Annotated in this window: 14 protein-coding genes and 2 pseudogenes; 6 read left to right on the top strand and 10 right to left on the bottom strand. The window is 65.3% G+C overall.

The genetic code is table 11. From position 1 onward, the window contains the following. Nucleotides 1-55: 55 nt before the first annotated feature. On the bottom strand, nt 56-1450 hold the full coding sequence (locus tag A3A5_RS0121910; RefSeq protein WP_018312662.1) for a hypothetical protein: 1395 nt from the start codon (nt 1448-1450) through the stop codon (nt 56-58). Nucleotides 1451-2203: 753 nt separating this feature from the next. Between A3A5_RS0121910 and A3A5_RS0121905 the strand changes: the two genes are divergently transcribed. From A3A5_RS0121905 to A3A5_RS0121890, 4 genes are all read left to right on the top strand, one after another. Next, the gene (locus tag A3A5_RS0121905; protein ID WP_018312661.1) at nt 2204-3187 is read left to right on the top strand and encodes a 2-keto-3-deoxygluconate permease; all 984 of its coding nucleotides are present in this window, start codon (nt 2204-2206) and stop codon (nt 3185-3187) included. Further along, a complete protein-coding gene (dtnK, locus tag A3A5_RS0121900) occupies nt 3184-4440 on the top strand; it encodes a D-threonate kinase (protein ID WP_018312660.1) in 1257 nt (418 codons plus the stop codon). Before A3A5_RS0121905 ends, dtnK begins: the two co-directional genes overlap by 4 nt. Nucleotides 4441-4476: 36 nt before the next feature. Beyond that, complete coding sequence (gene pdxA, locus A3A5_RS0121895) at nt 4477-5478, top strand: 4-hydroxythreonine-4-phosphate dehydrogenase PdxA (protein ID WP_018312659.1); 1002 nt, start codon at nt 4477-4479, stop codon at nt 5476-5478. Nucleotides 5479-5557: 79 nt separating this feature from the next. Then, nucleotides 5558-6337 carry a DeoR/GlpR family DNA-binding transcription regulator gene (locus tag A3A5_RS0121890; RefSeq protein ID WP_018312658.1) on the top strand — a complete coding sequence of 260 codons (780 nt, stop codon included), beginning with the start codon at nt 5558-5560 and terminating at the stop codon, nt 6335-6337. Nucleotides 6338-6409: 72 nt separating this feature from the next. On the opposite strand, the gene A3A5_RS0121885 is transcribed toward A3A5_RS0121890, so the two are convergent. The 4 genes and pseudogenes from A3A5_RS0121885 to A3A5_RS0121870 form a co-directional block, all read right to left on the bottom strand. Then, a complete protein-coding gene (locus A3A5_RS0121885; protein WP_018312657.1) occupies nt 6410-7966 on the bottom strand; it encodes a UxaA family hydrolase in 1557 nt (518 codons plus the stop codon). Further along, nucleotides 7963-9567, bottom strand: a complete 1605-nt coding sequence (locus A3A5_RS0121880) for an aldehyde dehydrogenase (NADP(+)) (protein WP_018312656.1) — start codon at nt 9565-9567, stop codon at nt 7963-7965. Before A3A5_RS0121880 ends, A3A5_RS0121885 begins: the two co-directional genes overlap by 4 nt. Nucleotides 9568-9602: 35 nt before the next feature. Further along, nucleotides 9603-10927 (bottom strand): annotated as a pseudogene (locus tag A3A5_RS39120) (MFS transporter). Between the two features lie 132 nt (nt 10928-11059). Continuing rightward, nucleotides 11060-12259: a fumarylacetoacetate hydrolase family protein gene (locus tag A3A5_RS0121870; RefSeq protein WP_018312655.1), complete on the bottom strand. Its 1200-nt coding sequence runs from the start codon at nt 12257-12259 to the stop codon at nt 11060-11062. Between the two features lie 150 nt (nt 12260-12409). On the opposite strand from A3A5_RS0121870, the gene A3A5_RS0121865 reads away from it, so the two are divergent. Next, entirely contained in the window at nt 12410-13348 is a 939-nt protein-coding gene (locus A3A5_RS0121865) for a LysR substrate-binding domain-containing protein (protein WP_026200995.1), read from the top strand. A 93-nt stretch (nt 13349-13441) separates the two neighbouring features. Here the strand turns inward: A3A5_RS0121865 and A3A5_RS0121860 are convergent. Both A3A5_RS0121860 and A3A5_RS0121855 read right to left on the bottom strand, forming a co-directional pair. Next, nucleotides 13442-13957, bottom strand: a pseudogene (locus tag A3A5_RS0121860) (cytochrome b/b6 domain-containing protein); the annotation flags it as partial. A 25-nt stretch (nt 13958-13982) separates the two neighbouring features. Beyond that, nucleotides 13983-14249 (bottom strand): PepSY domain-containing protein, encoded by a 267-nt coding sequence (locus A3A5_RS0121855; protein WP_026200994.1) that lies wholly within the window; start codon nt 14247-14249, stop codon nt 13983-13985. Between the two features lie 523 nt (nt 14250-14772). Between A3A5_RS0121855 and A3A5_RS0121850 the strand changes: the two genes are divergently transcribed. Then, nucleotides 14773-15840: a CBASS cGAMP-activated phospholipase gene (locus A3A5_RS0121850; protein ID WP_018312651.1), complete on the top strand. Its 1068-nt coding sequence runs from the start codon at nt 14773-14775 to the stop codon at nt 15838-15840. Nucleotides 15841-15936: 96 nt separating this feature from the next. On the opposite strand, the gene A3A5_RS0121845 is transcribed toward A3A5_RS0121850, so the two are convergent. Genes A3A5_RS0121845 through A3A5_RS0121835 form a run of 3 tightly spaced genes read right to left on the bottom strand, consistent with a single transcriptional unit; the run spans nt 15937 to nt 18848 of the window. Continuing rightward, complete coding sequence (locus A3A5_RS0121845; protein ID WP_018312650.1) at nt 15937-17361, bottom strand: DUF1254 domain-containing protein; 1425 nt, start codon at nt 17359-17361, stop codon at nt 15937-15939. A 36-nt stretch (nt 17362-17397) separates the two neighbouring features. Beyond that, nucleotides 17398-18345: an SDR family NAD(P)-dependent oxidoreductase gene (locus A3A5_RS0121840; protein ID WP_232431430.1), complete on the bottom strand. Its 948-nt coding sequence runs from the start codon at nt 18343-18345 to the stop codon at nt 17398-17400. Nucleotides 18346-18371: 26 nt separating this feature from the next. After that, the gene (locus A3A5_RS0121835; protein WP_018312648.1) at nt 18372-18848 is read right to left on the bottom strand and encodes a 2,4'-dihydroxyacetophenone dioxygenase family protein; all 477 of its coding nucleotides are present in this window, start codon (nt 18846-18848) and stop codon (nt 18372-18374) included. Nucleotides 18849-18950 lie beyond the last annotated feature (102 nt).

The raw sequence follows: 18950 nt of genomic DNA, 5'->3' as shown, positions 1-18950 counted from the left end.
CAGATGACCGGAGTGCGGACAAAATTCCCGACACCCTGGGACCGGGTTTGGTGGTTCACGAAATATCCTCGATGGGATCTTGTTGCGAGCGAATCTCCTCGGGACTAAGGACGATATAGCCCAGAGACTTCAGCAACTGCACCGCCTCCAGCTCTGCGTCCAGGTACACCGGCCGTTCCGGGCGGCGCGGGCGTGGCGCGGGCGGCAGCCATGCGGTGCTGGCTTGCGCGGCGGGCGCTGCCTGGCCGTCAGGCCATCGCGCGGTCAGGATGCGGCAATGCTCCAGGTTGGGCTTCCAGGCGACGTCCACGGCGGCATTGAATCTTGCGGTGCAAAGCCGCAAGCGCTTCAGTGCCTTCAGCCAGTTGACGAAAGCATCGCGCTCCAGTGGCTGGTAACCCTGCAGCAAGGTAGCCAGGCTGTCCTGCGCAGTGGCGCCGTCGGCTGCCTGGTCGTCTTCGAGCAGGGCAAGCTCAAGCGCCACGTGCTGGCGGCCGTCCTGGTCATAGATCGCGCAGTCGGCGTCCAGCACGCCTTCGCGCAGCAGCTCGCACAGCAATACCCAGGCCCTTGGATTCTTGTCGAGCCGGCCTTCGAGGGTCGGGTCGATCTGGCCAAGAATGTCCGGGATGGGGCGCGCCTCGCCTGACTGGATGGCCAGGGCGAATGCCATCGCGTTGTCGGACGGCCTGGCACCGCTTGCCCGCATCTGCAATGACGTTTCCCAGAGTTCGCGGATTTCTGCCGCAGTATCCACGGCGTGCATCCATGCATAGTCCTCCAGGCCCGCGCACAGCCTGCGCGCGGGCCTGGCCAGCTGGCCGGCCAGCGTCTTGATAACACCCGTGCAATGCGCGCAGCGGCATTCCAGGCGGCCCGCATGCAGGAAACCGGCGTACAGCCGTTCCTGGTGTCCGCAGTGTGCGCATTCGAGTGAAAAGCCGCCTTGCCGTGCCGGCCGCTGCGAGGCGAGCAGCCCGTCGACCTGATAGTGCGCCAGTCCGTCGCAGCACGGGCAGATCCATTGCAGCTTGTGCGCGCCGTCCCGAGGCCGCGCTTTCCGGTCGAACTGGCGCTCGAGGGCGCTGCGCGGAATGCCCTGCGCGCGCCCGACCACATCTGCGCAGTAGCGCCAATAGCAGTACGAGTGGGCGGCAGCGGCGATCTCCGGCGTGAGGCGCTGCAAGTCCGGCAGCAGGCGGGGGCTGCGCCGGATCTCGTCGGCCATCGCATCGATCAGCGCTGGCCCGCCCGGCATCACTGCCTCAAGTGCCGCGCGGCTCTGTTCCAGGAAATCGGGCACGTAGACCCGGCGGATGTAGTCCTCGTTCTCGAGCCAGAGCAAGTGGCCGGGGAGGGCTTCCAGTACGTCAACCCCTTCCCTGACTTCCGACATGCCGGCGCAGGCGAGAAACGTGAACGGCTTACTGAACAGGAAGGCGTCTGTCATGTTGTCGTCAACGGAGTGTCCCGCCCACGAGCTGGCAACATGCCTCGTGTGCGAAGGTCCCACCCCGTGATTCGGCCAAGGCAAACGCACGGAAGGCGCAGTCCTGATGGCGCTATCCGTGCTGGGGGTCTTGCCCCTTCTTGTTTTCAGATCCGCCTGGGATCCGTGCGGATTTTGCATCTGCCGCATTGGACAGCATAGGCGAACCTGGCGCCTCGTTACAGAGGAATTCCTTTTCTTGACGCAGGCACTCACGCATGCACGAGATCGTGCGGGACAGTAGTTCGCCCACGGTAGTGGACGTTTTCATCGAGCAGGGGCCGGACGCTGCATGGCGCTTTCCGTCCCCCTGCTGCCGGTCAAACCGCCGGAGAAGGGATCATTGTTGGAGCGTGTCCTCCGGGGCGTCCGTCCTCCCAGCCCCCGGCTTTGCCGAGAGTCGACCCGCGGGTATCCACTGCGCGCCGCCCAGTCAGCCCGCGGGCGTCGTGCCCATGCAGCGAGGTGTCCACCCCGCATGTTGCAGGACAGGGGAGTGACCTGTGGTGCCTTTCTGAGTCCGCTACCCATGGTCGGATGCTCCAAGTTGACTGAACGCCAGTATTCGGCCGCGTATTTGATCTTTTCGATCACATAAATGATTGAACTAGTCAAATTCAATCCGCTGCACTACACTTCGATGGCATTTGATCGATTCGATCAAATGTTTGCTCGAAACATACAAGGCCGCATCCTCAGCGGCAGGAGACAACCATGCAGATTTCTATCAAACGCGCCATCGAGCGCGTGCCCGGCGGCATGATGATCGTGCCACTGCTGATCGGTTCGCTCGTTGCCACGTTCGCGCCGGATGGGCCGAAGTTCTTTGGATCGTTTACCGGCGCGCTCTTTACGGGTGCCCTGCCCATCCTCGCGGTGTTCTATGTCTGCATGGGCGCAAGCATCAACATCAAGGCCACGCCTTACATTCTCAAGAAGGGCGGCGTGTTGTTCGGCACCAAGGTAGGCACGGCCATGGTGTTGGGCGTGATCATGGGGCACTTCCTGGGCGAGGCGCCGATCAGTGCCGGAATGTTTGCCGGCCTGTCGACGCTCGCCGTGGTGGCCGCGATGAACGACACCAACGGCGGCCTGTACATGGCGCTGATGGGCCAGTACGGCAAGCCTGAAGACGTGGGCGCCTACAGCATCATGTCGCTCGAGTCCGGCCCGTTCCTGACGATGGTGACGCTGGGCGTGGCGGGTTTGTCCGCGTTCCCATGGCCGACGATGGTCGGCAGCATCCTTCCGCTCATGCTCGGCATGTTGCTGGGCAACCTGGATCGGGAGATGCGTGACTTCCTGGGTAAGGCCGTGCCGGTCATGATCCCCTTTTTCGCGCTGGCGCTGGGCGCTGGCCTGGACCTGCACAAGGTCTGGCAGGCGGGCATGCTGGGCCTCGGCCTTGGTGTTGCCGTGGTGGCCGTCACCGGCTGCGCGCTGTACTTCGCTGACCGCCTCACCGGCGGCACCGGTGTGGCAGGTGTCGCGGCCGCCAGCACCGCCGGCAATGCCGCCGCCGTGCCGACGCTGGTAGCGGCGGCTAATCCGGTCTACGCGGAATCGGCCAAGGGCGCCACGATCCTGGTGGCCGCCTGCGTGGTGGTCACCGCCGTACTGACGCCGTTGGTGACCGCCTGGGTCGCCCGCCGCGTGGCGGGCAAGGAAGCCGAGGCGTTGGTGAGGACCGCCGCATGAGCTGGCTTATCATCGCCGACGACCTGTCCGGCGCTGCCGACTGTGCGATCGGCTTCGCCATGTCTGGCGCCCGGACCGTCGTTACGCTGGAGGCGGCGTGCGCGGGCGCGGACCCGTCGCAGGCCGACGTGGTGGCTTGCGACGTCGACAGCCGCCGCATGGTGCCCCAGATGGCGGCGGCGCACAATCTCGAAGCCTGGCATCGCGGCCAGGGCGCCAGCCGGCGGCTGTACAAGAAGATCGATTCCACGTTGCGGGGCAACTGGGCTGCCGAAACCGCGGCGCTGGCGCCGCTGGCCGGCCTTGCCATTGTCGCGCCGGCCTTCCCGGCCACGCGTCGCACCACGGTTGACGGTTGCATGATGGTGAACGGCCAGCCGCTTGAAGACTCCGACATCTGGCGCCTGGAAGGGCTTGCCGGACGCGCCGACATTGTTGCGCTGCTGGCGGAGCAGGGGTTGCAGGCGACGCTGTTGCCCCTGGCCGCGGTGCGCGCGGGTGGCGCGGCTCTGCGGCTGACCATCACCGGACTGGCGCATGAAGGTGTGCAGGCCGTCGTCTGCGATGCGCAGACGGAGCAAGACCTGGCTGCGCTGGCCGCGGCCACGGTGCAAGGCGATGTCCCTGCGTTCTGGGTTGGCTCGGGCGGCCTGGCTCGTGCGCTGGCTGCGCAGTGCCCGTTTAACGGCGATGCGCTGCGGCCACTACCAGCCAATGAGGCCCCTGAGGCGGGCCCGGTCCTGACGCTGGTTGGCAGCCTCTCGGGCATCTCAGGGCGACAGGCCGCTTGCCTGCGCGAACGCACCGGGATGCGGTCGCTGGTGGTTCCGCCGCGGATCTTGCGTGAAGGCGCGGGCCACGCTGACTGGGACGCCGCGCAGCAATCGATCACCGGATGCCTGCGGGCTGGCCGCGACCTGCTGGTCAGCATCGGGCGCGACGACGCGTTTGACGCGGGCGAAGGGCCGCGCCTGAGCGCCGCGCTGGCGCAATTGTCCTTGCCCGGCTTCCAGCATACGCGCGGCCTGATCGCCAGTGGCGGCGAGACGGCCCGGGCAATGCTCACGGCGGCCGGCATCGGCGCCCTGATGCTGCGGCGCGAAGTCGAGCCCGGTGTGCCATTGTCCGATACGCCCGCGCTGCCCGGTGTGCCCGCACGCCGCGTGGCTACCAAGGCTGGCGCGTTCGGCACTGACGCCGCCCTCTGGCTAGCGTGGCAGGCCATGACTGAATCCCGCGCGCCGTCAGCCTGACCGCGCGCCACCCCACACCCGACAAGAGACAGACAAATGAGCGACTACCTTCCCGTCATCGGCATTACCATGGGTGATGCAACGGGCATCGGCCCCGAAGTCATCGTCAAGAGCCTCGCGCATGACAGCGTGTTTGCGCAGTGCCGCCCGCTCGTCATCGGCGACGCGCGCCGGCTGGAACTGGCCGGCCGGCTTGTCGGCTCGCCGCTCAAGGTGCGCGCGATCCAGGCCCCGCAGGAAGCGCGCTTCCAGCCCGGCACCATCGACTGCATCGATCTGGGCCTGATCCCGGATGGCCTGCCCTTCGGCAAGCTGTCTGCCGTCGCCGGCGATGCGGCCTTCCGCTACATCGAGCACGCAGTGGCGCTGACCCGCGAGGAGAAGATCGATGCGATCTGCACTGCGCCGCTGAACAAGGAAGCCCTGCATGCGGGCGGCCACAAGTTCCCCGGCCACACCGAGATGCTGGCGCACCTGACCGGCACCCCGGAGGTGTCGATGATGCTTGTGGCGCCAAAGCTGCGCGTGATCCACGTCACCACGCATATCGGCCTGCTCGACGCCATCCGCAAGATCGAGCCGGGCCTGGTCAAGCGCACCATTGAGCGCGGCTACGTGACGCTGCAGCGCGCCGGTATTGCGTCGCCGCGTATCGGTGTTTGCGGCATCAACCCGCATGCCGGCGAGAACGGCCTGTTCGGCCACGGCGAGGAGGAAGAAAAGATCATCCCGGCGGTCGAGGCCTTGCGCGCGCGCGGGTGGGACGTGGAGGGCCCGCTGCCCGCCGATACGCTGTTCTATCGCGCCGGCCGCGGTGATTTCGATCTGGTGGTGGCGATGTACCACGACCAGGGCCACGGGCCGGTCAAGGTGCTCGGCCTGGAGGCCGGCGTCAACATCACGGTGGGCCTGCCGGTCATCCGCACGTCGGTTGATCACGGCACCGCCTTCGACATCGCCGGCAAGGGGATCGCCGACGAACGCAGCCTGCTGGAGGCGCTGCGCCAGGGCGCTGAGCTGGCCACGCGCCGCGCCTGAGCCATCGGCGCACGCCGGGGCTGCCGGCTCCTGTAAGATCGGGGACCGTTGAGGATCCCCCATTTTCATTTCGCCTGCCATGAAAGCCGCCGACCGCCGCCGCGCCATTCTCGAACTCGTGCTCTCGGGCGAGGTCGCCAATGTCGAACAGTTGACCGGCAGCCTCGGGGTTTCCGTGGCCACGGTGCGCCGCGATCTGACAGCGCTGGCGCGCGAGGGCCGCATTGTGCGGACCTACGGCGGCGCCGCCGCGCTGATGCAGGTGGGTGGCCACGAGCCCGAGGCTTCGCTTGAGGAGCGCAAGTCGCTGCAGCGTGAGCAGAAGGAATCCATTGCCCGCCTGGCGGCGAGCTTCGTGCAGGACGGCGACGCCGTGCTGCTCGACAGCGGCACCACGGCCGCTGCGCTGGCCCGGCAGCTGGGCGCGCGCGAGGACCTCCATGTCTACACTACCAACCTGTTGGCCGTCGCCGCGCTCACCGGCCTGCCCGGCATCCGCGTGACGCTGATCGGCGGCGACGTGCGTCCCTCCAGCATGGGCACCTTCGGTCCGCTGGCCCAGGTAACGCTGTCGCGCATCAGCGTTGACAAGGCGTTCCTTGGCGCGGACGGCGTGGTCGCAGGCGTGGGGCTGTGCGAAGCCAGCGCCGAGCAGGCCTACCTGAAGGAGTGCATCATCCGCCAGGCGGCCGATATCTTTGTGCTGGCCGACGCTACCAAGCTGGGCCGGGCACAGCAGCAGCACTGGACGCCGCTCGACCGCGCATGGACGTTGATTACCAATGCGGCGGCCACGGCCGAGCAGCTGGAACCGTTCCAGGCATTGAAGCAGGTACGTGTGGCGGTCGCCACTGACTGATTCCCTGCGCGCACGGCATTGGGCCGGATGCGAAGGCCAGTGGCGAATGACGGCTGCTGCGCCGATGCTCCGTCAGGTGATCGCGCCAAGCTGCCAGGGAACGAACTCGTTCTGGCCATAGCCGTGCAGTTCGCTCTTTGAGCGCTGTCCCGAAGCCGTCGCCAGCATGAGGCGGAAAATCTCTTTCCCAAGCTCTTCGATCGTCTGCGAGCCATCGATCACGGTGCCGCAGTTGATGTCGATATCCTCCTGCTGGCGCTGCCACAAGGCAGTATTGGTGCCGAGCTTCAGGGACGGGGACGGTGCACAGCCATAGGCGGAGCCGCGCCCGGTGGTAAAGCAGATCAGGTTGGCGCCGCCGGCCACCTGTCCGGTCGCCGAGACCGGATCGTAGCCAGGGGTGTCCATGAAGACCAGGCCAGCCGCCTCCACCGGCTCTGCGTAGCGGTATACGTCGACCAGGTTGGTGGTGCCGCCCTTTGCCACGGCACCGAGCGATTTCTCCAGGATGGTGGTGAGCCCGCCTGCCTTGTTGCCGGCGGACGGGTTGTTGTCCAGGCTGGCGTTCATGCGCGTGCAGTAGGCTTCCCACCAGCGGATCCGCTCGAGCAGCTTGTGCCCGACTTCCGGCGATACCGCACGGCGCGTCAGCAAATGCTCGGCGCCATAGATCTCCGGCGTCTCGGACAGAATGGCGGTACCCCCGTGCGCCACCAGCCGGTCGACGGCTGCGCCAAGCGCGGGATTGGCGCTGATGCCGGAATAGCCGTCGGAGCCGCCGCATTGCAGTCCGACCACCAGGTGGCTGGCATCGACGGGCTCGCGTCGCACCCCGTTGGCGGCGGGCAGCATCGCCCTGATCTGCTCGATGCCTGCCGCCACCGTACGGGCCGTGCCGCCGGTGGCCTGGATGGTCATGGTTTTCAGCGCGGCGCCGCGCGCCAGTCCCTCGCTGTCGAGCAGGCCGTCGATCTGGTTGGTTTCGCAGCCCAGCCCGACGATCAGCACGGCTGCAAAGTTTGGGTGGCGCGCATAGCCCGCCAACGTGCGTCGCAGCAGCGCCAGGCCTTCGCCTTCGCCATCCACCGCGCAGCCTTGCCCGTGCGTCAGGGCCACCACGCCATCCACATTGGGGTAGTCTGCCAGCGCCTGCTGATTGATGTCGCGCCGGAAATGCTCGGCGATGGCGCGTGCCGCGGTGGCTGAGCAATTGACGGACGTAAGGATGCCGATGTAGTTGCGCGTGCCGACCCGCCCATCGGCGCGAACGATGCCCATGAATTGCGCGCGCTGCGCCGCGACCGGGGCAGCGCGCTGACCGGTGCCAAAGGCGTAGTCGCGCTCGAACTCGCCGATGGCCAGGTTGTGGGTGTGGACGTGCTCGCCTGGCGCGACCGGGCGTGTGGCGAAGCCGATGACCTGTCCGTAGCGACGCACCGGCGCGCCGGCCTCGAGTGCGCGCACTGCCAGCTTGTGCCCTGCGGGCACCAGGCCGCGTACCACCAGGCCTGCGCCGAGGCGCGCGCCTGCCACCAGTTGCGCACGCGAGATGACGACATCGTCATCCGGATGCAGCCTTATGACGGGGTCGGCGGCGGTTGCTGCTTCTTGTTCCAGGACGACGCTCATGCTGCGGCCTCCAGATCGTGCGCGCCTTGCAGCGCGGCACGTGTCGGCACGCCGTCGACCAGGCGCGGCAGCTGCCACGGGTTACGGTCGCGCAAGGCCGGCGGGAGCAGGGTATCAGGATAGTTCTGGTAGCACACCGGGCGCAGGAAGCGCTCGATGGCAGCGCTGCCGACGGAGGTGCCGCGCGCATCGGTAGTAGCCGGGTAGGGGCCGCCGTGGACGATGGCGTCGCTGACTTCCACGCCGGTCGGGTAACCGTTGAAGAGCAAACGGCCGACCTTGCTTTCCAATAGCCCGATAAGCGCGGCGTGGTGATGGAGGTCACCGTCATCGGCCATCAGCGTGGCCGTAAGCTGGCCGCGCATCCGTTCGGCAAAGGCCAGGAAGTCGTCTTCGGAATCCAGCGCGACGATCACCGTCGACGGGCCGAATACCTCCTCCTCCAGCGCACGATTTTCCGCAAACAGCACGCTGCGATCGGCCTTCAGCAGATGTCCGCCGATGCAGCCGTCCGCTTGCTTTGACACCAGGGCTTCCACGCCGGGGACTTCGCGCAAGCCGGCGAGCCCGCGCTGGAAATTGTCCCGGATGGCGGCGTTCAGCATCGGCTGCGGCTCGGCCAGCGCCAGTGCCGTGCCGAGTTCGGCGACGAACGCATTGAACGCCGGTGAGCGGATGCCAAGCACCAACCCCGGGCTGGTGCAAAGCTGGCCGCAGCCGAAAGTCACCGAGGCTGCCAGTTCGCGGGCAATCTGCGCGCCGCGAGCGGACAGTGCCGAGGGCATCAGGAACACCGGGTTCACGCTGGACATCTCCGCAAACACGGGAATCGGATCCGGCCGCGCCTGTGCCATATCGAACAACGCCCGGCCCGCAGCCAGTGACCCGGTAAAGCCTGCGGCCTTGATGTGCGGCGCCCGTACCAGTGCCGCGCCGGCGGCTGAAGTGCCGAACACCATGTTGAATACGCCCGCCGGAGCACCGCTGCGCGCGATCGCGCGTTCGATCGCATTGGCCACGTATTCAGACGTGACCATGTGGCCCGGATGTGCCTTCACCACCACCGGGCAGCCGGCTGCCAGCGCCGCAGCCGTGTCGCCGCCGGCCACCGAGAATGCGAGCGGGAAATTGCCGGCGCCGAAGACCGCCACCGGACCCACGCCGACGCGGTACTGCCGCAGGTCGGGCCGCGGCAGCGGCTGGCGCGCAGGCTGCGCGCGGTCGATGCGGACATCGAGGCAGTCGCCGCGCCGTACCGTGGCCGCGAACATGCGCAGCTGATTGCTGGTGCGCTTGCGCTCGCCTTCCAGCCGCGCCGGCGGCAGGGCGGTCTCGCGGCTGGCCGCCGCGATGAACGCCTGGTCCAGCGCGTCGATTTCATCGGCGATGGTTTCCAGCAGCGCGGCGCGTTCGGCCGGGCTGTTGGCGTGCAATGCCGGGAAGGCCTGGTGCGCGGCCAGCGCGGCTGCCGCAACTTCGGCTTCGGTGGCTTCGTGGAAGCTGACCGGGTGCCGCTCGCCGGTCACGGCGTCGCTGCTGTACAGCAAGGTGCCAGCAGCACGGCGTTCGCCGCCGATGTAGTGAAGTCCGAGGATGGTCATGTCAGGTGTCTGGATGCAGGGAATACGGGACTCAGTCAGGCAGCTTCGGAGGCGCCAAGCCGCAACGTCGCAGCGCGGCGGGCCCGTGCGCCAACGCTCATCAGCAGCAGCACGCCGGCTAGGCCTGCGATTGCCAGGGCCAGCATGCCCGCTTGCTGGCTATGGAATGCGGATTCGACCGCGGTCTTCAGCGTCGGCGCGATAAAGCCACCGAGATTGCCCAGCGCACCGATCAGGGCGATGCCGCTGGCCGCGGCGGTGCCACTGAGGTACGCGGTGGGCAGCGTCCAGAACAGCGGCTGGACCACGACAAAGCCGACGGTAGCCAGGCAGAAAGCCATCAACACGGGCACCAGTTCGTGCCCCAGCGTCGACAGTGCGATGCCGGTGGCCGCCATGGCGAGCATGGCCATGGCGAATTCCCGTTGCTTGCCCTTGGCATCGGCGATGCCGGTGATCAGGCGCAGGGCAATCAGCGCGCACAGCCACGGAATCGCGGTGAGCAGGCCGACCTTGGCGCCAATCGCCGTGCCGGTCAGCTCGGAAATACGCGTCGGCAGGTAGAAGATGACGCCGTAGACGCTGACCTGGATGGCGAAGTAGATGGCGACGAAACGCAGCACTTGCCAGTTGCCCAGCGCGCTCAGTGCGGTTGCCGGGCCATGCGCGGTCTTCTGGTTGTCTTCCGCGGCGATAGCGGCTTCGAGCGCAGTCTTCTCGTCGGCGTTCAGCCACTTGGCATCGCGCGGCTTGCTGACCAGGTAGAAGAAGGCGATCACGCCCACCACCGACGCCGCCAGGCCTTCGATGATGAACATCCATTGCCAGTTGCGCAGGCCCCAATGGCCACCCATCACATCGAGCAGCAGCCCCGAGACCGGCCCGCCCAGCACCAGTGCCACCGGCAAGCCGAAGTAGTAGACGCCGAGCGCCTTGCCGCGCTGGCTGGCGGGGAACCAGTAGGTCGAGTACAGGATCACGCCCGGCGAGAAGCCCGCTTCGGCGACGCCAAGGATAAAGCGCAGCACGTAGAACGAGGTCTCGCGAACATCATGGCCGCCGACGCCAACCCCCAGGTGACCATGATGCGGCTGAGCCAGACCCTGGCGCCGACCCGGTGCAGGATCAGGTTGCTGGGGATTTCGAAGAGGGCGTAGCCGATGAAGAAGATGCCGGCGCCAAGCGCATAGGCCGCGTTGCCGATATTGGAATCGACCATCAGGGCTTGCTTGACGAAGCCGACATTGGAGCGGTCGAGCATCGACAGCGCGAACATCAGTGCAAGGAAAGGCGCGAGGCGCTGGCGGGCCTTGCTTACCGCGCTTGCGAGCGGATCGCGGTTGGCAGCTTGAGTCTGCATGGGTTGTCTCCGGTACGAAGCCGCGCGTCGCGGCCTCATGTCATGGATTACAGCATCCCCGTCTTTTGCTTGCGCGAGGGTAGCTGCAGTGTTCAGGGAGGGGCGCCGTGGCGCCCGTTCAGAAATCGCCGTTCAGAAAGTGGTATGGCCACGTGCGGCCAGGTTGGCCATCAGGGCGCGTACGCCGAACGTCCACGGAGCGATACGGTCGCTGCGGCCCACGCGGTTGACCAGGCTGCCAAGCTGGCGGCTCGAGATGGTGACGAGGTCGCCATCCTTGTGCGTGAAACCGCCGCCCACGGTGTCGCGGTCTTCCACCGGCGCGAACAGCGTGCCAAGGAACAGCATGGCGCCGTCGGGATACTGGTGGGTCGCGCCCATTGCCTGCTCGGCCAGCTCCAGCGGGTCGCGCGTGATCTCGTTCATCGAGCTGGCGCCGGACAACACGAAGCCATCCAGGCCATCGACACGCAGATCCACCGTCGCCCGCCGCACGTCGTCGAGCGAGAAGCTCTGGTCGAACAGGCGCAGGAACGGACCGATCGCGCAGGAGCCGTTATTGTCCTTGGCCTTGCCCAGCAGCAGCGCACTGCGGCCCTCGAAGTCGCGCAGGTTGACGTCATTGCCCAGCGTGGCGCCGAGCACATCGCCGCGGCTGTTGATGGCCAGCACGATCTCGGGTTCCGGATTGTTCCATGCCGAGCCCGGATGCAGGCCGATTTCCGTACCGGTGCCAAGCGCCGAAAGCAGCGGTGCCTTGGTGAAGATCTCGGCGTCCGGGCCGATGCCCACTTCGAGGTATTGCGACCACATGCCATGCTCGATCAGCAAGGCCTTGAGTTCGCCCGCCTCGCGGGAACCCGGCCGGATCCGGGACAGGCGCTCGCCCACCAGCGCCTGGATCCGATTGCGGACCTCGACGGCGCCTTGCGGGTCGCCCTTGGTCTGCTCCTCGATGACACGTTCGACCAGGCTGCCGGCAAAGGTCACGCCTGCCGCCTTGATCACCTGCAGGTCGCATGGCGCCAGCAGGCGGGCCACGCCGTCGCTGCCGCGCGGATCGGCCGTGTTGGCCAGCAGGTCGTCGAGCTTGCCGATCCAGCGGCCGGGCGTATTGTGCACGACCGTCACCGGATCGCCCTGTTCGAGCAGGGTGCTCATGGTCGGAGCGACATCCGATATGTCGAATACCCCATCTGGCCGCAGGACCACGACAGCCGGGCCGGCCGGAACGCCGCCACCGGCCGGGACCCATGCGCGGCCGACCAGCGTCCCCGCCAGTCCGTCGGCAGGCAGCGTCTGCATAGCGCTGAGCATGAGCGGCAATGCCATCGATTGTCTCCACCTGATGTTGTTGTCATGAGCGCCGCGACCACCGCAGCGTTGGGTGGAACTCTACGTGGCAGTCCGATAAACATCCAATCGATTATTGGGTAGAATCAATTCCGTTTAGTTATTGGTTCAGCCGGGTTTACCCCGTTCATGGTCAGACAAACTGCCTCCGCCCCTTCCGCCGTGCTCGCCAAGCTGCGCTTCCGGCACCTGCAGCTGTTGGATGTGCTGGGACGCAGCCGTAACCTGCGCATCGCGGCCGAGCAACTGCATATCACCCAGCCGGCTGCCACGAAGATATTGAGCGACATTGAAGACACCCTGCAGGCCAGGCTGTTCGATCGCTTGCCAAGGGATATGCGTCCGACCGAACTGGGCGAGTTCGCGCTGCGCTACGCGTCCACGGCGCTGGCCGAGCTCGGCAAGTTTGTGAGCGAACTGGAAGCGCTGCGGGCCGGCGGGCACGGCCACCTCACCGTTGGCGCGATTTCGGCGTCGGCCGCACAGGTGGTGACCACGGCGATCCGCGAGATCCTGCAGCAGCGCCCGCGGCTGGTCGTCAAGCTGATCGAGCAGAGCAGTGACCAGCTCGCCCTCTGGCTGGAAGACCGGAAGCTGGACATCATGGTCGGGCGCCTGACCGAGCCACGGCACCAGGCGATCTTCGATTTCGAGGCACTGTCACCAGAGCCGGTATGGGTCGTCTGCCGGCCGGGACATCCCCTGCTGGACAGGCCCAGGCTGGAAATTGCCGACATCGGCGCATGGCCGTGGATCCTTTACCCGCAACTCACCGCCATCCGGCAACTGTTCGATGAAACCATTGCGGCGGCAGGCATCCAGGGCCTGGTCGGCATGGTGGAAACACCGTCAATCTTTTCCACGCTGGAATTGCTTCAGGCGACGGATATGCTTTCGCTGCAGCCGCGCGCCGTGGTCGAGCGCTTCGTCGCGCAAGGCATGCTGGCGCACGTGCCGGTGCCGATCCGGCGCGCCATGTCGAGCTACGGCATTGTCACCCGCAAGAAGGAGCTGCCGTCGGAGGCCATGCTGCAGTTCATGGCGGCGCTACGGGCGGCGGCCCGGTGAGACGGCACGGGAGTCGGCGACAACGGGCGGGCCCGATGGGCTGGTGGATTCGCCGTCCCCGGCAGATAGCTTGCGTTGATCCGGCGCCGCCGGCTTCCTTCCGGTCACCATGGACAGGATCAGGTTCTCCTTGTGCAACCGGCTCATCAGGATCGCGGTGACAACATGCACGCTCACCAGCGCCAACAGCACGTCGGCGAGGACGCCATGGATGTCCTTGGGCCAGTCCTCGCCCCAGAACATATCCAGTCTCGACATCCAGCCGGTGGCGGCAAGTGAAAGGATGAGGATCCACAGCACGAGCATCATCAGCGCGCCAAGTGGATTGTGGCCAAGGTGGCGGGGCGGATGCCCGGAAACGGCGGCCTTGACATAGGCAACCACGCCGCTGCGGTCGGGGACCCATTCGCGGATATTCCCGGCGCCGCTGCCCACCATGCCCCACGCCACGCGGACAAGCACCAGGCACGCGGCCGCGTAGCCAAGGTTGCGGTGCAGCGGCCCGCCGGAATCCTCGTACAGGTCCCAGAGCACCAGTGCCGCCACGCTCCAGTGCGTGATACGGACGATGGGATCCCAGACCTGGACAGACTGGCGCGAAGGCTTCATGGCGCGGCGGCGGGGAGGTGCAGCGTTACTTCTCGATTTCCGCCTTGACTATGTCCAGCGTCTTGGTATCGAAGTAGATTTCCGCCTTCTTTCCTTCCTTGGTCGTGCCGTAGATCTCGTAGCAATTCCCGTCGATCTTGAACTTCTTGATGTTGTAGCCTTGCCCTTCAATCTTGGCGCGGGCATCGCTCTCCTTCATCCATTCGCTCTTGGGGTGCGCGGGACATTTCGCGCTGGCCAGCGCGGAACCGGACACCAGGATCATTGCCATCAGCGCGCAAATTCTAAGCATGAGCGTCTCCGTATCGTGGGAGCAATCAGCATAATGCACCCAATAGTGATTCGCAATCAGCGGCAGCACTACTTGGCAGGCCCTGAGGTTTTGCTGGCAATCGCCTGTGGCGCCTGGCTGATCACCCGGGAGCGGAATCGGGCTGCCCCGATTCTTCGTCGGCAGTTGGAGTCGAGGATTTCAGAATAAATCGTTCAACGTTTGCTGCGAATCTCGTTTGCACCATCCCCTTGGACATCCTGGCGCGCGTCAGCACTGTAGTGAAAGTCAGATTTAAATTCCGTCTAATTGCCTGTATCGATGGCGGGTCGATGGCTTGCGTCGGTCCGGGGCAGGACGGGTGCTGTAAAAAAATTCTGGCGTCGTCTAGTATGGATGCGCATGGCATCGTCGGCGCTCTTCGTTTTCCACCGGAACTCGCAATTGGTTTTCGGCCGCGAGACGGTCACCGGACAGTTTCCTGAGAGCCCCGCATTCTCACCCGTGGAGAAACGGTAGATTCATACTGCTGCAGGGGGAATTCTTGGACGACACGTCTCCAACCAGGTTTCAGATCCTTGCGCTCTCGGGCGGCGGCTTCCGTGGGCTGTACACGGCCAAGCTGCTTGCCGATTTCGAGGATGAAATTGGTGCACCGATCGCGACCCGATTTGACCTGATTGCCGGGACCTCGATTGGCGGGGTCATTGCCCTGGCATTGGCGCTCGAAGTGCCGGCGAGCCGCATTGTCGCCCTGCTGACGGAATATGGGGAGAAGATCTTCAAGCGGCGCTGGTCGCTGGCTGGCATCTGGCGGGCCCCGTTCTCCTCGCGTCGGCTTGTGGAGCTGCTGTCTGACAGCCATATGTTCGGCGAACGCCTGTTGGGCGCCTGCACGCACCGGGTAGTCATTCCGGCAATCAATTACTCCACGGGCCGGCCTCAGATATTCAAGACACCGCACCACGTCAATTTCAAGCGGGATCATATGTTCCGGATTGTGGATATCGCCATGGCCACCAGTGCCGCGCCGGCCTACTTTGCACGCTACACGTTCAACAATAATCAGTTTGTCGATGGCGGCCTTTACGCCAATGCCCCGGGCTTGCTGGCCGTGCACGAAGCGCAGTATTCCCTGCTTCGGCCACCGTCTGATATCCACGTCATGGCGATTGGCACGATGTCGTCCAAGTTCACCGTGAACCCGCGCCGCAATCGCGAGGGCGGCACTTACGATTGGGGCGGCATCAATCCCTCCAACATGCCCAAGCGATTGTTCGGCCTATCAATATCGGTGCAGGAAGCGCTGAGTGATTTCATGCTTTCCCACCTGCTGCCGGGGCGATACGTGCTGGTTGACGATGATCTCACCGACCAGCGGGCCCGTGCCGTGGGGCTGGACAGGGCGGACCAGGCGGCAAGAGAAGTCCTGCTGGGCGCGGCCTCTGAGCGATCGAAGATATGCATCGGAAGCCGGGATTTCCAGCCGTTCCTGAGGCATCTCGCCCCATGCCCAACGTTCTTTTATGGGGATAACGAGAATGCAGGCTCGCGCTCGCGTCGGGTCGCCAGCTTCCCCGCGCGGGTTCATGTGGTCTCGCCAACGCGATAGTTGGCCACTGTAGCGGTCGGGCCATCCTCTGGCCCATCAGCGGGCGGCGCTTGGCACGCCCGCCACCGCAAGAGCCGGCATGCGGGCATTCGGATATCAGCCTGCGACGCGCCTGACCACCGGCGGCTTCCAGGTGCCGTCCAGCGCCTCGGGCCTGGGCAGGTACAGGCGTAGATTCATCGAGAAGTTGCCTGCCGGCGGCGCGGGCAACCAGTTGGACTCGGCGCTCTTGGGCGGGTCGCGCTGGATCACCAGGTCCAGCGAGCCATCGGCGTTGTACTTGAGCGGGTCGCGGTCACCGATGGCGAAGCGGTTGATCGGATTGGCGGCAAAGAACTGGCGATCGTCATACATCGTGAGGGACCAGAAGGCACGGGCCGGTGGCAGCCGCTCCTTGTCGAAGTGGATCACGTACGTTGCCGCGCTGTCAAAGGGCTTGCCGTCAGCATCGGTCATCGCGAGCGGATAAACCGCGTCCTCGACGGTATTGGCCCCGAGTCCGGCAAAAGCGATCATCGCGCGCTGGAGGTAGTCGGTACCGTACGTGCCGATTGGATTGCCGATCGTTCTCCAGCCATTGCTCACGGCGCCGGCACGGGGCAGTGCCTGGGCAATCTGCTTGCGCGCGGCCGCCGGAGCGTCCCGCAGCGCGGCCTGCAGCTCCGGCGCCAGGCGGTTCAGGTCGAAGGCCTGCCCAGGCACCAGTCCGATGCGCGCGATGCGGTCAAGCATCGGATAGTCGTTCGCGTGCGGCGGGTTGTCCTTCAACAGTTCGGCGAACATCGCGAAGTAGCTCGCGGCGTCCATTCTTGCCACCTGTTCGACCGGCGCGCGCATGTCCTGATGCGGGTTCACCTTGCCTCTGGGGGGCACGTATCCGGGCTTGCCCCAGGCGCTGAGCGGCGTGGCCTTCAGGCCGGCCTGGAACTTGTGCACGGAGGCATAGTCGGAAACGCCGTTGGTCTGGGTCCGGCCGACCATCCAGCCCACGGATGTCGGCGAGACATAGGCGGGCACGCCAGCCGGAAGCTGGCCATGCCAGCGCGGGCCGACAATGGCGAACTGCTGCGGACCGTTACCGGTCGTGCGCGTACCGGGAGAGGTAAAGACGTCGGTCCACATGTCGAGGGCAGGCAGCAAATAGTAGCGGCCACCGGAATCCGGCACGGTGATGATCAAAGGCTCACGCGCGACGTTGAACCAGAGTATTGAGTACAGCGTGTCGGCGTTCGGGCGAACCACCATGTCGAACTTGTCGTCCGGGAAGCCTGCCAGGTGCGCGAACTGGTTCATCGGTGCGCGGATTCCGCCCTTGGGATCCGGGGCGTCGATGTTGGTTGAAACGCGGCGCGTGATTTCCATCAACACCATTGGATAGGCATAGATATAGGCCTCCGTGGCGATCTTCTGTGCGTCGGCGACGTTTGGCGGGGCCGCTCCTGCGCTTGCCTGAAGTGCGATTGTGCCAAGCAGCGCGGCCAGAAAGCGCCGAAGCCCTTGCGGGCGAGTCCATGCCGTCATGTCTCCTCCTGTCTTTTTTTCTGCTGCGTTACGATTTCATTTTGCGGCTTCGAGATAGCCATTCTTCCTGGCGTCGCTGATCGTCATCGACCTGACCAGCCTGCGCGAGATGCGCTTGAGGTGGTACAGCGGCCTCGCGTACGGGCCGACCAGTACCAGTGGGCGCCCGGTGCGTGCCGCGTCGACGATGGCTTCGGCAACCACGTCCGGCGAAACGCCGTTGGCGTCGTAGTATGAGCGCAGCCTGCCGATCTGTTCGTCCGTGATGGCTTCCGACACGCTGTCCTGCGCATTCGTGATCGGCGTGTTGATGATGCCCGGACAGATAGCGGTCACGCCGACCTCCGTATCGGTCAGCTCCATCGCCAGCACATCACACAAGCCCATCACCGCATGCTTGGATGCCGCGTAGGCGCTCATGTTCGGTGCCGGCGCAATGCCGGCGAGCGATGCGACGTTGATGATCTGGCGCGCGCCACCTGCCTCGACCATCCGTTGGCCGAAGTAGTGACAGCCATGCACGACACCCATCACGTTGACATCGAGGACGCGCCGCCAGGATTCCAGCGGGCTGCGCAAGAATGGGCCGAGGTATCCAATGCCGGCATTGTTGACCAGTACGTCCACGCCGCCGATAGCCGCGTGTACCGCATCAGCAAAATTGCGCATCGCTGCGCCGTCGGCTACGTCGACCTGGTATGAGCGGCATGGCACGCCGAGCGCACGTACCGCTTTCGCGGTGCCATCCAGTTGCGCGGAACTGATATCGGAAACGATCAGGCTGGCGCCTTGGCGCGCAAACGCCAGCGCGGTCGAACGGCCAATGCCGGAAGCGGCGCCGGTCACGAGCACCTGCTTGCCTTTCAGATCGGGAACTGCCACGGATGTCTCCCACATATCGCAGCGCATCGCGCAAGGCGCCATCACAGGGCCCTGCGTACGTGCTGTCTCATTTCCTTGGCAACGCGCAATGACACGGCGCAAGCCGGAAGTGCGCGCAAATGGAAAGCTCAGCCCTCGAACGTAGACAAATCCTTGGGCTTGATGCCGTTGGCCCTGCAGTAGCTGAGGTAGCGATCCATCGAGGTCTTCCAGTTCTCGACCGCGATGACGTTGTCCTGGTCGTCAAGGTACAGCAGTTCGCCAGCGACGATATTGAACGTAATAATGTCGGGGCCATCGGCACTCGCTGCCTGGGGCGTGTGCCGCGTGGATGCGGTCTCATAGACGACGCTGCCAGCGTGGGCGACCCAATCGTGCTCCTTGTAGCGCCAGCTCCCCTGGACGGTGTAGACAATGACCGTGCCGGTGTGATGATGCCTTGGCATTTCCATGCCCGCGGGCGCCTTCAGCAGCGTAATGGTTTCCCCCCGTACCGGATCGATCTTGAAGTACTTGATCATCACCTCGTTGCTGTACGGTGCGAACGGCATCCACGGCGTATCGTTGCCATCCAGGCAACCGGTGTTGATGGATTCGAACAACATGGACTGTCTCCTGTAGTGTTGCCTGCCCTGGTAGTTGGCTTTGGCAGGTACCCATTCTGGGAAATAAGTCCACCCCTCGACTTGTCATTTTCAGACAGCCGT

This window comes from Cupriavidus sp. UYPR2.512 (assembly GCF_000379565.1).
GTDB lineage: Bacteria > Pseudomonadota > Gammaproteobacteria > Burkholderiales > Burkholderiaceae > Cupriavidus.
This window is presented reverse-complemented; position numbering and strand designations above follow the sequence as displayed.

Excerpts from the sequence above, each read along its gene's own strand:
- A3A5_RS0121855 (WP_026200994.1), bottom strand. The coding sequence starts at position 14,249 with ATGCTTAGAATTTGCGCGCTGATGGCAATGATCCTGGTGTCCGGTTCC.
- pdxA (WP_018312659.1), top strand. The coding sequence starts at position 4,477 with ATGAGCGACTACCTTCCCGTCATCGGCATTACCATGGGTGATGCAACG.
- A3A5_RS0121885 (WP_018312657.1), bottom strand. The coding sequence starts at position 7,966 with ATGAGCGTCGTCCTGGAACAAGAAGCAGCAACCGCCGCCGACCCCGTC.
- A3A5_RS0121905 (WP_018312661.1), top strand. The coding sequence starts at position 2,204 with ATGCAGATTTCTATCAAACGCGCCATCGAGCGCGTGCCCGGCGGCATG.
- A3A5_RS0121880 (WP_018312656.1), bottom strand. The coding sequence starts at position 9,567 with ATGACCATCCTCGGACTTCACTACATCGGCGGCGAACGCCGTGCTGCT.
- A3A5_RS0121865 (WP_026200995.1), top strand. The coding sequence starts at position 12,410 with ATGGTCAGACAAACTGCCTCCGCCCCTTCCGCCGTGCTCGCCAAGCTG.
- A3A5_RS0121890 (WP_018312658.1), top strand. The coding sequence starts at position 5,558 with ATGAAAGCCGCCGACCGCCGCCGCGCCATTCTCGAACTCGTGCTCTCG.
- A3A5_RS0121845 (WP_018312650.1), bottom strand. The coding sequence starts at position 17,361 with ATGACGGCATGGACTCGCCCGCAAGGGCTTCGGCGCTTTCTGGCCGCG.
- A3A5_RS0121835 (WP_018312648.1), bottom strand. The coding sequence starts at position 18,848 with ATGTTGTTCGAATCCATCAACACCGGTTGCCTGGATGGCAACGATACG.
- A3A5_RS0121910 (WP_018312662.1), bottom strand. The coding sequence starts at position 1,450 with ATGACAGACGCCTTCCTGTTCAGTAAGCCGTTCACGTTTCTCGCCTGC.
- dtnK (WP_018312660.1), top strand. The coding sequence starts at position 3,184 with ATGAGCTGGCTTATCATCGCCGACGACCTGTCCGGCGCTGCCGACTGT.
- A3A5_RS0121870 (WP_018312655.1), bottom strand. The coding sequence starts at position 12,259 with ATGGCATTGCCGCTCATGCTCAGCGCTATGCAGACGCTGCCTGCCGAC.